Genomic DNA, 13,609 nt, shown 5'->3' on the forward strand with positions numbered 1-13,609 from the left:
CCGCCGCCGGTTCGGCCTACCGGAACGTGTCGCGGTACGGCTGCAGATGCCACTCGAGGAAGGTCCAGATCCGGTTCCACGAGTCGCGCTGCTGCGGGCTGTCCACGCGCTGGTAGCCCCGGTCGGGATCCACCCGCCGGTTGAACCGGTGGCCGCCGCCGAACTGATCGATCGGCGGATCATGGTAGATGCGGGTCTCGGCCAACTCCGGCTTGTGGTACTCCAGCGCGTGGATGAGCTGCTGCGCCTCTTCGAAGTTCACGTCACGGTCGTTGTCGGCGACATGCACGAGCAGTGGCGTTTCCAGTCGCTCGACCTGGAACACCGGTGAGCGCTCGACATAAACGTCGCGCCGTTCGTGCACCCGGCCGCCTATCCGTTCCTGCGCGACGAAGAGCCGCTCGTACCGCGGCCCCTTGTACGACAGCCGGTGGACCAGATTGCTGACCGGCACCAGCGCCGCCGCCGCGCTGAAGGCGCCCTGGTCGCGAAACACGGAGTGAAGCGCAATGAAGCCGCCGTGGCTCCAGCCGATGACGCCGACGCGCTCCGGGTCGACGTACGGCATGCGGTCCCGCATTTCGTCGAGCGCCGTCAGGCAATCCTCCACCTCGTGACCGCCGTAGTCGATGGCCTCATGGTGCGTCCGGCCGTAGCCGGTGCTGCCGCGGTACTCCGGCGCGACGATGACGTAGCCGCGCGCCACCGCTTCCCGGATGAACGGGAAGTAGGTCGGATCGAGGTCGCCGTGGACGCCGCCATGAATCCAGACGAGAGCCGCATGGCCCCGCGGTCCGCGCACGCGGAGCGGCTCGAATACGTAGAAGGGAATCTCCAGTCCATCGGCGCGGCTGGCGTAGGTCGATTTCCGCATGGAGATCACGCCTTCACTCAGCTCGCGGAAGATCCGATCGCGTTCCGCCTTGCGATCGATGTCGGCGGCAAAGCGATCGATATCCGACTGGGCATGGAGCGGCTGGGCTCCGGAGCCCAGGACGAGCAGCAGGAGGGTTGCGCCGACGGCGCGACGAATCGTCATGAGAATGTGCCTTGTCATCCGATGAGCCGCGCCAGCGCGGCCGTCAGCCGCTCGTGCTGCGGGTCGGTTCCGACGGTGATACGGAGCTTGTCGTCCAGACCCGGTTCCGCGAAGTATCGCACAAGGATACCGTCCGCCCGCAACGCCTCATGGAGGCGGCCGGCGTCACCGCCTGGAGGCCGTACGAGGACGAAGTTGGCCTCGCTCGGCCATACCCGGCAACCGAGTCCGTTCAACCGTGCAATCAGCCGGTCGCGTGATGCGCGGATGCGCGCGACGGTCCTGCTGGTGTAGTCGGTGTCGCGGATTGCCGCGGCCCCGGCGCGCGCCGCCAGGGCGTCGACGTTGTAGCTGTCCTTTACTCTGGCCAGGCCGGCGAGCAGATCGGGGCGCCCGACGCCGTAGCCGATCCGGAGGCCCGCCAGTCCATGGCCTTTCGACAGCGTGCGAAGCACGAGCACGTGGTCATGCCGCCGGACCAGATCGAGGGCGTCGTGATCGGCGAACGCGACGTACGCTTCATCGACCGCCAGCACGCCGGTGGTTCGTTCGGCCAGCTCCGCCAGTTCGTCCGGCGTCGCGGCGGTACCGCTGGGCGAGTTGGGATGGGCGACGATCGTCAGGGCGGCGCGCGCCGCCACCAGCGTATCGACCGGCACGGCGTAGGCCTCGTCGTAGCGCGCCTCCATCACCGGGGCTTCCTGCATCGCCGCAAGCGTGCGATACAGCACGTACGTGGGCGTCGCGTAGGCGACGGGCCGCCCCGGACCGGTCACGGCCCGGAACAGCATGGTCAGCAGGTCATCGCTCCCGTTGCCGGCCAGGATCCAGTCCGGATCGACACCGAGCGCATCGCCCGCGGCGCGGCGAAAGTCGTCCGCCATCGGCTGCGGGTAGCGGCGCAGCGCGTCGGGGTCCGCCGTTCGGATCGCCTCGAGCGCCCGCGGGCTCGGCGGATACGGGTTCTCGTTCGTGTTCAGCTTGACGACCGCCGCGTCGTCCGGGGGCTGTTCCCCGGGGACGTAGGGGTCGAGACGCTCGACGGCGGGGCGAAACCGGGACATGGCAGGCGGCGATTGTAATCGCTGGGGGCGGATGGTCTACCGGAGGCGGGCGATATACTCGGATCGGAATGCGAGCGCTTTGCCGCTCTCTGTGCTACGCGGGGTTTCACCACCGGCTGCCAGCGGGTGGCCTGCTCGTCCTCGCCGCGGCGGTCGTTCTGGCGTTGTCTGCCGCCGCGGCGCAGGGGCAGGCTCTCGGCCAGTTGTACATCGAGGCCCTGGACGACGAGGGGCAGGTGGTCCCCGACCTGACGGCGCGGGACTTCATCGTGCTGGAGGACGACACGCGGGTCAACATCGTCTCGGCCGAGCGGGTCGGCCCGATGAAGGTGGCGCTGCTTGTCGACAACGGCGAGCGGATGTCGGAGCTCGCCGCGTACTACCCGGCGCGGGACGCGGTTGGGGCCTTTCTCGACACCCTCGGGCCGGAACACGAGGTTGCCCTGTTCACGATCGCCCGGAGCATTCAGCGCCGGGTCGACTTCACGATGGACCGCGCGGCGTTGCGGCAATCGGTCGAGGACATGGTTCTGGATTCGGGGGGAGGCACGCTCCTGCTCGACGGCATCCGGGAGATCTGGGACAGCTACTACGAGGGTGACGATACGCTGCCGGCAATGGTCGTCATCCTGACCGATGGCCCCGAGGGCAGCAGGAACTACAACGACGCCGAATTCGCGGAACTCGTCGACCGGCTCATCTTCAACGGCATCATGGTTAACGTCGTGCAACTGTCTGGCCTCAGCGGCAGAAGCCGCGGCGGCGAGATCAGCACGATGCCCGAGTACGCCCGCAGCATCGCCGAGAACACGGGCGGCGTCTACGAGACCATCACCACCGCGACCGGTATGCCGGAGTGGATGGAGAGGTATGCGGAACGGCTGAACACCCACTACGCGGGAATGTCGAAGCGCTACCGCCTGCGGTACGAGCCGCCCGATCCGCGCGGCGCGCAGATCTCCGCGGGAGCGCGCCCCGGCGTCAACATCCGCCTTTTTACCGACGTCCGTATGGAGCAGTAGCCCGCGCCAGCCGGCGTGCCTGCGGCCCGCTCCGGGAGATAAGGCGTATACTTCGGACGAGCGACGGCACGCGGCCGGAGCTAGCGCCCTTGCGGGCGCACCAGCGCCAGCGCCTGGCCGGCAGTCGCCCGGGCGGCGTCCGACTTGACGCGCCCGGCCGCCGGGAAAGAGCAAGGAGGAACCAGATGCATCGTTCCGTAACCGGCGGCGGGTTGATCCTGTTCGTGGCCGTCACGCTGGGGCTGTCGGCGCCCGCGACCGCGGAGGCGCAGGACCTCGCACAACTGTTCATCGAGCCGCTGGATGCCAACGGAGAGGTGATTTCCGGCTTGGGGGTCGACGACTTCATCGTGCAGGAGGACGACACGCCGGTCACCATCGTGTCGGCCGACCGGGTCGGTCCGATGAAGATCGCGCTGCTGATCGACAACGGCCAACAGATGTCGGAGATGAACGCGCTCAACTCGTTGCGGGCCGGCATGGACGGGTTCTTCGACACCCTCGGGCCGGAGCACGAGGTGTCCCTCTTTACGATCGGCCGCAACATTCAGCACCGGGTCGACTTCACCACCGACCGCGACGAGCTGAAGGACTCGGCCGGGTCGATCTTCCTGGATCAGGGCGCGGCCTCCATCATGCTCGATGGCATCAGGGAAACCTGGGAGCGCCGCTACGAGGAAACCGATGTGTTTCCGGTAATGATGATGGTCCTGACCGACGGCACGGAGAACAGCAGCAACTACAGCGACCCGGAGTACCTGGCGCTCATGCAGACGCTCATCGACAACGGGGTTACCGTGAACATCCTGCAGCTCTCGAGCCGCGGCGGTAGCGTCATGTCGCAGTACGCTCTCAACTTCACCGAGAATACGGGCGGAATATACGAGAGCATAGCCGCCGCGAGCGGCCTGGCGCAGTGGCTGCCGACATTCGCCGAGCGCCTGAACGCCCACCACGCGGAAATGTCGAAGCGCTACCGCCTGCGGTACGAACCGCCCGACCCGCGTGGCGCGGCGATCGCCGCGGGGGCGCGTGGCGCCCAGGACATCCGCCTCTTCGCCAGCCTCCGCGTGGAGGAGCCGGAGCAGTAGAGGGCGCCGGCGCGGCCGTGTTGGGCAGGCTCCTCTCACTGGAGCCGTAGCACTTACGTCACAGTATGAGCTGTTTCAGGGCCTGGGCACGGCCACGGCTAACGGTCAGGGTTGCACCGCCCTGCAGAGTCACACGATAACGGCTGCTTCCGGCGGGGTGTACTTCCAGAATCCGATCGAGCCGCACGATCGCGGAGCGATGCACGCGCAGGAATTCGGCTGGATCCAACCGCTCTTCAAGTTCGTTGAGCGTGCGGTACACGAGGTAACTCTTGGCGTCGGCGTGAATCCGCGCGTAGTCCCCTTCGGCTTGTATCCAGCTTATGGCTGAGACGGCGACGGGTACGATGCGGCGCCCCTCAGGCACGAGCAACCGGTCAGGGCGGCGGCCAAGATCGCGCAGAAGGCGCGGGACACCGTCGGCAGGCGTGCCGCGCCGCTGGTATTCCCGCAGTCGCCCGATCGTCTCCGCGAATCGAGATTCCGTGAAGGGCTTCACGAGGTAGTCCACCGCGTTCATCTCGAACGCGCGCACGGCGTAACGGTCATACGCGGTCGCAAAGACAAGGGCGGGCAGCGGTTGCTCTTGCCGAATGTAGTCAAGGACTTCGAACACGTCGCGTCCCGGCATTCGGATGTCGAGCATGGCCGCGTCCGCTCCCCCCTGTTCGAGTGCGGCAGCCAATGTCTCGACGTCGATGCACTCGTGCACGATGCTCACGCCGGTACATCGGGCCGCGTAGTCCCGCACGAGCCCTCGGGCCAGTGCCTCGTCGTCGGCCACGATCAGGCGGAGGCGGTCAGGAGCCATTGCCAGCAGCCGCGGAGGAACCAACCAGGTCCTCGGGCTCCACAGGGAGGTCTAGACGCACTGTAAAGCCCGTGAAGCCTCCACTCTCTTCGCGGGACATGCTCAGCGAGGCCCCATTGTCACCGTATGTTGCACGGAGTCGCCGTCGAGTCAGGTCGATACCCCTGCCGCTCGTACCATGCGAGGCGCTCGGGCCGCTCCCGGTGTCGGATACAGCGACATGGACGCGGGAGCCCCGACGATGCGCCGTGACGCGCACCTCGCCTGGACGCGCGTGCGGCTGGATACCATGCTTGACGGCGTTCTCTACGAGCGGTTGCAGCAAGAATGGGGGGACGGTTACCTGCTCCGCTTCATCATCTGCTTCGATGGTGAAACGCAGCCGATCCTCGAATCGGACTTGCTCGATCTTCAGGTAATCACGAATCGTATCCAGTTCGCGGTGCAGAAGGACGACCGGTTCGTCGAGACGATCGAATACGGACTGCAGGAGTGAGGCCAACCGTTCGAGCATGGCCTTGGCCTTCGTCGAGTCATGCTCGACGAGGGCCAGGATCGAGTTGAGCGAGTTGAGCAGGAAGTGCGGCTGCAGTTGCGACTTGATGGCGGTCAACTCCGCGTCCCGCGCCAGGAGTTCGACTTCGGCTTCGCGTTGCCGGCGGAGCCGCTCCCGATCGAAGCTCTCGACGATGACGCCGAGTCCAACCGCCGCGGTATACAAGGACGCGGCACTGAGTAGCTGCAGCGTCCAGCTATCGGCGTACACGACTTGCCAGAAGTTCTCCCCGTACCTGAGACGCGCGAAGGTCGCTTCGGCCGCGCCCCAGATCGCGAGCGCGCCAACCCCCACGGCGACATGAACGGACGTCGCGTACAGGGGGCGGCGCTTCCAGAGCTCCAGTCGGGCATGCGCGCGCCACACCTGCCAGACCACGATGCCCAGGACCGCATGGCTGATAATCGAGTTCGGGAACCCGTGCTCGAACGACACCGCCCCGGACGCATCCAGAGCGACTGCGTGGATCACGGCAACCGTACTCCAGCCGGCCACCACCAACCAGATGCGGTAGCGCTTGCCGGAAGCCGACGGATCGATAGCATGTGCCACGTCTACCCCCTAAGGTCGTCCGGCGCCGTTCAGGGCCGGCAGCAGCACGAACTTCACCCACCCCGAATCGGGCGCCAGTGACAGGGCCGTATCGTACTCGGCACGGGCGCCCGAAGGGTCGTTCTGTCTGGCGAGTGTCTGGCCAAGCCAGACGTGGGCGTCGAACCGGCCCCAGTTGGGCCACGGCTTGTCCGGAGGCTCACGCGAGAAGAGATCGAGGCTGCGCCTCAGCAGCCGCTCTGCTCTGTCGAGGCCACCCCCGAATCTGGCTGGTTTGTGGAACGCGCTGATACCCTGAAGGAGCGCGGCGCGCGGGTTGTCGGGCGCCGCCGCCTCGGCGCGATCGTGAGCGTCCGAGGCGCGCACGCCCAGCACGACACCTTTGGATGAGTCCAGCCCGATCTGCAACCCGTAAAGCGATCCGAGCAACGCGCGCGCTTCGGCGTATTCCGGATCGTCGTTTACGAGGGCCTCCAGCCGCCCCACGGCGTCATCGAGAAGGTCGGCCTGTTCCTGCTCGGTGACGTCCGGCGCGTTAGCCAAACGCCATGCGACGTAGGCGATCGCGTAGTCCAATAGTGATTGCGCGGGTGTCTGTTCCGTGGGCTGCACCAGTTGTCTGAGAAGATCGACCCGAACGGCCCGGAGCTCTTGCCCGGACCCGGCAAGTGCCGCGCTTTCGAGTCGCTCGGTGAGCTCGGACCACGCGACCTCCTGCCGCAGGGAGAGTGCGGGCACAGTCATCGTTGCGACCAATGCGAGTGCTAGGTGAGTCCTTGCCACGATTACCTCCTGAGGGACACCCCGACATACACCGAGCGGGGCGCCGCGTTGACGACCGGCTGGCGTGACGCATAGTCGGGTGTGTAGACGTAGTCGAAGAAGTTGGCCCGTCCGAGGACGTTGTCGACGGTCGCGAAGAGGATCGCCACCCCGTCGCCAGCCGGTACGAGCCAGCTCGAGGAGACATCAAGCCGTTCGTAGCGTGGGAGGCGCTCGGAGTTGACGGGGCCGAAGACGGGAAGGAAGCGGTCGCCGATCGCGCGGCCATCGACGATCGGGGTATGGGGCCGTCCGGCGGCCGACCGCCACGACGCACTCACGTTCATGCTGTTCGAGAGGGGCACGGTGGTGATGATCTGCACCCACCAGGGAATCTCGAAGTCCGGTGTCCAGGTCCCGTCCGGAAGGTCGTAGCGCTCGCGCTGATCGACTGGAGTCCATCGCCGCTTGGCTCGCAGCCAGCTGGCGGTGCCGCGCACCTCGAGTCGGCTTGACAGCCACTGAACGAAGAGATCGACCCCGCGGGCCGAGCCGTACCCGTCGGCGGTATACCCTCGGACTTCCTCTTCCAGGGGAAGGTCCGCGTACGTCTTAACGAACCCCTCGGCCCGAACGTAAATGCCTTCGGTTTCGCGACCGGCCTCGTATCCGGCGACATAGTGCAGCGCCCGCATGGGCGGCAGGCGCGAAGCCCCTCGCTCGCGGTCGTAGTACGAGGGGGAAGGGGCCTGGTGGTACACACCGGTTGCGAAGCGGAGCGCATGCGTGCGGCCCAGACCGATGCGAACGTTGAGCCGTGGATCGACGGTGGTCGCGCGCGCCAGACCGAACCGATCAGCGCGTGCCCCGATCGTGGTCGACACGGCCCCGGTGTGTGCCGTGGCCTCCAGATACGCGCCGCCATACCAATCATCGACGACGGCATCAAACCGAACGTCACCAGAAACGCCAGCCAGGTCGCCGCCTCTCACTGGCACACGCCCCGCAATCGCCGTCTCGGCGAGGGAGCCATTGGCGCCGACGCGCCACTCGACCACACTGGTCGTTGGTGCACTGAGATCCATCCGCCACGATGTCACTCGGTCCGTAGTCGTCCGGTCGAGGATGCCGACGCGGGTACCGCGCTTGTAGTCGTCGTGGCCGAAAGACGCCGCGGCCGCCCAGTCTCCGAGGGCGCCATCCCACCGCGTGCCGACGAACCCGTGCGCGGTTGAGGATTGCAACAGCCCCGTGAACGCGTCCTGCTCGATTCCGACGCCCACTCGATCCCGCTGCATCAACGAGAAGCCCTTCAGTCGACCGCCTCTTCCCAGATTCCAGGCAAACCCGGCGGACCCATCCCAGCCTTCGGGTGGCGGATCAAACGGGCGCGGGCTACCGTTGACGGCGAAGAGGACGCCGGTGAAGGTCCGATTGAACGCGCCGTGCACGCCGAATCGGTCGCCGGCTGGTGCGGCGATGGAGGCAGAGGCACCGGCGAGTCCGAACGTCGCGGTTGTCTGCGGTGCCTCGGGGCGCTCGAGCCCTCGCAGGTCGAGGATGCCACTGAGGGCGTTGCCGTACCGAGCGGAGAAGCCGCCTGTACTGAAGCTGAGCCCTGAAATGAGGAGTGGGTCGACGGCGCCCCGATATCCGCCGGTCGGTGTCTCATACCGGTAGGGATGGGCGATTACAGCGTCATCAAGCGACACCAGCACTTCGCTGACGTCGCCGCCCCGCACAAACAGACCAGCGGCGTCGTCAGGTGCGGCGACACCCGGCAGGGTCTGCAGGGCTCTGAAAACGTCAGCGCGTGCGCCGGGCGTCCGGTAGACCTGGACGGGTTCGAGCAGGAAGAGACGCGTGACCGCTTCCTCGGGTGACGGGGCCGTGACGGTGACTTGATCCTGCATGCGGCTGACCGCCAGCACGACGTTGAGTCGCACGCCCCGGCTCACCTCGAGAACGGATTCGTGTGGGTCAAACCCAGGTAGTGTCACGACCGCTCGGTAGCGCGCACCGGACGCCAAGTCGATCTCGAAGCGGCCTTCGGCGTCCGAAACGGCAACGAGAGAATCGTCGATTTCGATCATGGCGCCAGGCAGCGGCAAACCGGTCGTGTCGCGAACTGTGCCCACGACGTGAGTCGAGACGTCTGGTTGGATCGGACGCTGCTCAGCGGCGAATGCGGCGAAGGGCTGAGCCAGGAAGAGGACCAGTGCCAGCGTTGTCATACTTCTTGCTAACACGGGGCACGACGCCTGGGGATCCGGTTTTCGGTGAACGGCACCAGGAGTCGCCCAACGGCACGCCGGACGCCCGACAACGCTTGTCCGGTGTGTCGTAAGTGCAGCTCCATCGCACGAGTCGCGCCAGCGCCTGCTTTGTCACTCGGCGGCGAGTGCAAGCGAACACCGAGGAAACGACGGCGGGGTGAGTCCAGATTCGGCTTGGTTGAATTACTACATACGTGGTAGTGTGGCTACGCTTGTAGTGGACAGAAACCTCAGGCGACCGCTCTCGCGAACCGAATGGACCATCATGCAGATCTGCTGGAGGCTCGGGCGGGCGACCGCCCGGCAGGTCCATGACGCATCGGACCGGACGCGAGACTACCGTACCGTCAAGACCCTGCTCGATCGCATCGCCGCCAAGGGCTTTCTGCGTATCGAGAAGCTGGGGCGGCTGAGTCTCTTCGTGCCGGCCGTCACGCGGCAGCGCGCTCTCTCCGCGGTCATCGCGACCTTCGTCGATGACGTACTGGAGCGATCCGTGACTCCGCTGTACCTGCACCTTGCGGAGCGCGACGACCTGAGCCGCGAGGAGGTCGCCTTCTTCCGGCGCCAACTGGAGACGGAGGAAGAGGGGAACGAGTCGTGACCGAAACGCTCGCCCAGCAGTGGCTCGCGGCGATGTTCGGCGTGAGCATCCAGTTCACCGTCCTCGCCGCCATCGTGGCGGCCGCGCTCTACATCCTGCGCCCGCTGCCTCCGCCCATCCGCTACGTCGTGTGGCTCCTGGTGCTGGCGCGGCTGGCGATACCCGTGGGTCTCACGTCTCCGTGGGGGGCGGTGCCTGCATCTCTCACGCCATCACGCATCGTCGAGGCTCCGTCCAGCGGCCACGCGCCGGCGCTCGAACCCGTCGAGACGACGGCGTACGATGGTGCTGCGAGCACGACTGCGGTCGGCGCCGTGGCGGGTCCCCGCGCCGGCCCTGGCCGCACGGTCTCGCTCGCCGTCGTGCTCTTCCTGGCCTGGGGCATCGGCGTGCTCGGTCTCGTCACCGTCCAGGTGGCGCGGTCTGCGCGGCGGCGAGCCCGCCTGCGCGCGGCGATGGAGCCGCTGCCGCCCGAGGTCGAGCGGCGCATCGACGAGCTTCGCGCCGAGCTGGGCCTGCGTCGTGCGGTGCACGTCCTGATCGTGCGCGACGAGGCCATTGACGGACCGCTGGTTCAAGGATGGGTGAAGCCGCGCATCCTGCTGCCGGCGTCGCTGGTCCGGTCCTGGAGCCGGAAGGCACTCGACGCGGTGCTGCTCCACGAGCTTGTCCACCTCCGGCGGCTGGACCCCGCGGCCCGTGCGCTCGGCAACCTGCTGCAGATCGTCTACTTCTTCCATCCCGTCGTCTGGTGGGTCCACCGGCGTCTGGCCGAAGAGCGGGAGAAGGCCTGTGACGACGCGGTGGTGCGACTCCTGGGTGGAGACAAGCGCATCTACATGAAAGGCCTGCTGCGCCTGGTCGAGGAACGCGCCGGGGGAGGGCTCGGTATGCACCCCGAGCTGCGGATGGCCGCCGGCCGTCGGCCACTGGCAAGGCGTCTGAAGCGCATGTTGCAGCGCCACTACAATCCGAGTCCCCGCGTCGGTGCCCTTGTCATGGCCGGGCTCGCTCTCGGCGTCGGCCTCGGCTGCGCGCTCTCCACGGGAGCGCCCGCGCAGCCGCCCGCTCAGGAGGCTCCGTTGGAGGAACCACAACGGCGGTCACTCTATGAGAGGGGGCAGGCGTTTGCAGGGGACGAGGTGGCCGATGTCTTCTTTCTAGTCGCGCAGTTCCTCCCACCCCGAGGAGGGTTCCCCCTCCATGCCACAGTGCTGCAGAAGGGCGAGCCGCCCGTACTGGACGTGGGTGACGAAGAGTGGATCCTGTCGTTCACGCTCTGGCTGGATGCTCGCGGCAGCGTCGAGTCGGCCACGCTGCTCCGGGACTCGCGCGCCAATCCGTTGGAGGAGACTCACGAGTCGACGCCGGCGAGCGAGCGCCTGGCTGCGTATCTCAAGACCTTTCGCTTCGAGCCGATTGTCCCGAGCGACGGTACGCCGGAACGGGTCGGGGCGATGATCGATCTGCGCGTGTCGGCGCGCGGCGTGGAGGTCGCTACGCGGGGCGGGGAGGAGTGGGAGCGGCGCCTCGCCGAGGCCTATCGCCTGCCTGACGGCCGGAATCTCGATCTTCGGTCTCCGCCGCACCCTCCCGAACGCACAGCCCTTTACCGCGCGGGACACCCCGTACAGGCGCGGATGGTTCCGTGGGGACCAGACATGATGACGGTCGTGTGGACGGACGGCCGCCCTGCGTTTCGGGGCGCACAGTTCACGTCGGCGGGCACGGACCTGCTCTCGCTGATGCAGTCCCTCGGCGTGCGCCCCAGCGCCGTTCGCTTCGAGGGCGGAGCTCGGAATGTGCGGATCACCGCCGACGTCGTCAGGCGTGACGGCGCTTCGGAGGAAGCGCTCGTCGACGACCTTCCCTACGTGCTGGGGGAACGCCTGGACCTGGGTCTCAACTTCCGAGTCGTTTCCGAACCCGCCGCAACGCTCGTCCTCAGAGGCTCCATAGGCGACGTGGTGCCGGATAGCGAGCAGGACGGCGCACGCGTGCTGCACGTGTTCGCCGACCGCAGGGACGAAGACCCGCGAAGCGGCGCTGGCGGGCAGGTCTCGGATATGGCCGCGCTGGCCGACATGCTGTCGCGCCATCTCGACATGCCGGTCGTGGACGAGACCACCGGCCCGGTCGCGGAGCCGTTCCGCGTGCGACTGCATGGCGAAAGTCAGATGCCGCAAGACCTGGACCCGCTGATCGAGAACCTCGAGGCCCAGTCCGGGCTCGACATCGCAGTGGAGCAGCGCCCCAACCGGGTCGTAGTCGTAAGCCCCTCCTAGCAGCCCGTTCTCTTCCTTCGCCGGGGGGCACGCGGCGCCTCCCTGCTGCGGTATCAGCGCACGGATCGCAAGTTCCGGATCCGCACTTCGAGACCCGGCGGCGCCCGGAAGAGCACGTCAGGTAGACGTGAATTCTGACTCGTAGGCAACGGGTGACCGATTCCTATCGCGATTCCCCGTTGTGCCCGGTGATCCATGCCGCGAACTCCGGGTCGACGAGCGCCCAGCGGCCGGTATGGGTGTCCGCGAGTCCCGCCCGCTCGAGCCGGCGCAGCGCCGCCTGAACGCGTCCCGCGGACAGCGCCGCTTCCCCGATCTCCTCGCCGACCCGTCGGCGGAACGGCTGGCCGAACGGCCGGTCGGCGCCCGCGGCCAACGCTCGCGCCGTCGCGCGCTGAATCGCGGTGAGGGTCAGCCACGTCTCGGGATAGCCGAGGTCGAGAGCGATTCGCTCGCGTACCGCGGCGAGAGCCGGCTCGACGGCCAGATCGGGATCGTGCAGCAGTTGCTCGATCAGCACGCGGAAGAAGTGGGGGTTGGCGTGCAACCGGTCGAAGGCGGCGAGCGCATCCCCGCGGCTCAGCGTCCGCCGCGACACCCGGTGGAACGTCTCGAGGATGTGATCGACGAACGGCTCGGCGAGGGGCGGCAGATCGATCGGCGTCGCGAAGTGGAAGAACGGCGCCTGGCGCGCCGAGAACATCGCCGCCAGCCCTTCGCGGCTCGATCCGGTGAACACGGTCCGGAGTCGCCTGTCGCGCGTGTCGAGGCTGGTCCGCAACGCCGCCACGAGGGGCGCATTGTCACGGCTGCGGGCCAGCTCCTGCACCTCGTCGAGGAGCAGGATCGTCGCCCTCCGTCTTCTGGAGAGACGATCCAGCAGATCGTCCATGTGGAGCAGCAGATCGGCCGGTGGCGCGCCCCGGATCGCGGTGAGATCGAACGTTGCTTCCATGCCCGTCGCCGGCGCCGACAGCTTGAGCTTCGGGGCCAGGGCCAATGCCGAACTGCGCAGGCGATCGCGGAGAGTGCCCTGCCGGAAAGACGTTTCCAGGGCATGCAACAACACCGCCAGTGGGGAGAGCGGCGCCTGCCAGAACGACGCGTAGACCACGCGGTGTCCTCGCGCCTCCGCGAGCGGCGCCAGGTCCTTGAGCAGGAACTCCGTCTTGCCGGTCCGCCGGGGCGCGAACAGGGTGAGTGCCTGCCCCGGACCGCCGACCAGCAGCGTCAGCACGCGCGACGTGAACTCGCCGCGCTCGAAGTGCCACGGGTCCACCGCCATTGGCCAATATTGGCCATAAATGGACAATTATTCAAGAGTGACTAACCACGGACAATGCAATCCTGCCTGCGGCCCTCGCCGCAATGCCTGTGACCTGAAGGTGACTCTCGGGAAACTACGAGGCGGCAGGAAAACGTGAAGTGGTGCCGAGGGGCAGAATCGAACTGCCGACACCATGATTTTCAGTCATGTGCTCTACCGACTGAGCTACCTCGGCATCCGGCGTGCAACGTAACCCCTGAGGTTACCGCAGCCCGCTCCG

General features: G+C 67.1%; 11 protein-coding genes and 1 tRNA gene. 4 read left to right on the forward strand and 8 right to left on the reverse strand.

What is annotated here, in order from left to right; translation table 11 throughout:
* Nucleotides 1-16: 16 nt before the first annotated feature.
* Both F4Y45_16120 and hisC read right to left on the reverse strand, forming a co-directional pair.
* On the reverse strand, nucleotides 17-1,057 hold the full coding sequence (locus F4Y45_16120; protein ID MXY26029.1) for a S9 family peptidase: 1,041 nt from the start codon (nucleotides 1,055-1,057) through the stop codon (nucleotides 17-19).
* Complete coding sequence (hisC, locus tag F4Y45_16125) at nucleotides 1,054-2,103, reverse strand: histidinol-phosphate transaminase (GenBank protein ID MXY26030.1); 1,050 nt, start codon at nucleotides 2,101-2,103, stop codon at nucleotides 1,054-1,056. The genes F4Y45_16120 and hisC overlap by 4 nt, the downstream gene beginning before the upstream one ends.
* A 68-nt stretch (nucleotides 2,104-2,171) precedes the next feature.
* On the opposite strand from hisC, the gene F4Y45_16130 reads away from it, so the two are divergent.
* Both F4Y45_16130 and F4Y45_16135 read left to right on the forward strand, forming a co-directional pair.
* On the forward strand, nucleotides 2,172-3,125 hold the full coding sequence (locus tag F4Y45_16130) for a VWA domain-containing protein (GenBank protein MXY26031.1): 954 nt from the start codon (nucleotides 2,172-2,174) through the stop codon (nucleotides 3,123-3,125).
* A 185-nt stretch (nucleotides 3,126-3,310) separates the two neighbouring features.
* The gene (locus F4Y45_16135; protein ID MXY26032.1) at nucleotides 3,311-4,216 is read left to right on the forward strand and encodes a hypothetical protein; all 906 of its coding nucleotides are present in this window, start codon (nucleotides 3,311-3,313) and stop codon (nucleotides 4,214-4,216) included.
* A gap of 58 nt (nucleotides 4,217-4,274) precedes the next feature.
* Here F4Y45_16135 and F4Y45_16140 read toward each other — a convergent pair whose 3' ends face one another.
* From F4Y45_16140 to F4Y45_16155, 4 genes are read right to left on the reverse strand one after another with little or no spacing between them, the layout of a single operon-like run.
* Nucleotides 4,275-5,027 (reverse strand): response regulator transcription factor, encoded by a 753-nt coding sequence (locus tag F4Y45_16140; protein MXY26033.1) that lies wholly within the window; start codon nucleotides 5,025-5,027, stop codon nucleotides 4,275-4,277.
* Entirely contained in the window at nucleotides 5,017-6,135 is a 1,119-nt protein-coding gene (locus F4Y45_16145; GenBank protein ID MXY26034.1) for a hypothetical protein, read from the reverse strand. Before F4Y45_16145 ends, F4Y45_16140 begins: the two co-directional genes overlap by 11 nt.
* Nucleotides 6,136-6,144: 9 nt before the next feature.
* Nucleotides 6,145-6,879 (reverse strand): hypothetical protein, encoded by a 735-nt coding sequence (locus F4Y45_16150; GenBank protein ID MXY26035.1) that lies wholly within the window; start codon nucleotides 6,877-6,879, stop codon nucleotides 6,145-6,147.
* 41 nt (nucleotides 6,880-6,920) lie between these two features.
* Nucleotides 6,921-9,131 (reverse strand): TonB-dependent receptor, encoded by a 2,211-nt coding sequence (locus tag F4Y45_16155; GenBank protein MXY26036.1) that lies wholly within the window; start codon nucleotides 9,129-9,131, stop codon nucleotides 6,921-6,923.
* A 307-nt stretch (nucleotides 9,132-9,438) separates the two neighbouring features.
* Between F4Y45_16155 and F4Y45_16160 the strand changes: the two genes are divergently transcribed.
* Nucleotides 9,439-9,777 carry a BlaI/MecI/CopY family transcriptional regulator gene (locus tag F4Y45_16160; protein MXY26037.1) on the forward strand — a complete coding sequence of 113 codons (339 nt, stop codon included), beginning with the start codon at nucleotides 9,439-9,441 and terminating at the stop codon, nucleotides 9,775-9,777.
* Nucleotides 9,774-12,062, forward strand: a complete 2,289-nt coding sequence (locus F4Y45_16165) for a hypothetical protein (protein MXY26038.1) — start codon at nucleotides 9,774-9,776, stop codon at nucleotides 12,060-12,062. Before F4Y45_16160 ends, F4Y45_16165 begins: the two co-directional genes overlap by 4 nt.
* Before the next feature lie 163 nt (nucleotides 12,063-12,225).
* Here F4Y45_16165 and F4Y45_16170 read toward each other — a convergent pair whose 3' ends face one another.
* Nucleotides 12,226-13,347, reverse strand: a complete 1,122-nt coding sequence (locus F4Y45_16170; GenBank protein ID MXY26039.1) for an ATP-binding protein — start codon at nucleotides 13,345-13,347, stop codon at nucleotides 12,226-12,228.
* A gap of 141 nt (nucleotides 13,348-13,488) precedes the next feature.
* Nucleotides 13,489-13,564, reverse strand: a tRNA-Phe gene (locus F4Y45_16175).
* Nucleotides 13,565-13,609: the final 45 nt, after the last annotated feature.

This window comes from Acidobacteriota bacterium (genome assembly GCA_009838525.1).
Lineage (GTDB): Bacteria > Acidobacteriota > Vicinamibacteria > Vicinamibacterales > UBA8438 > VXRJ01.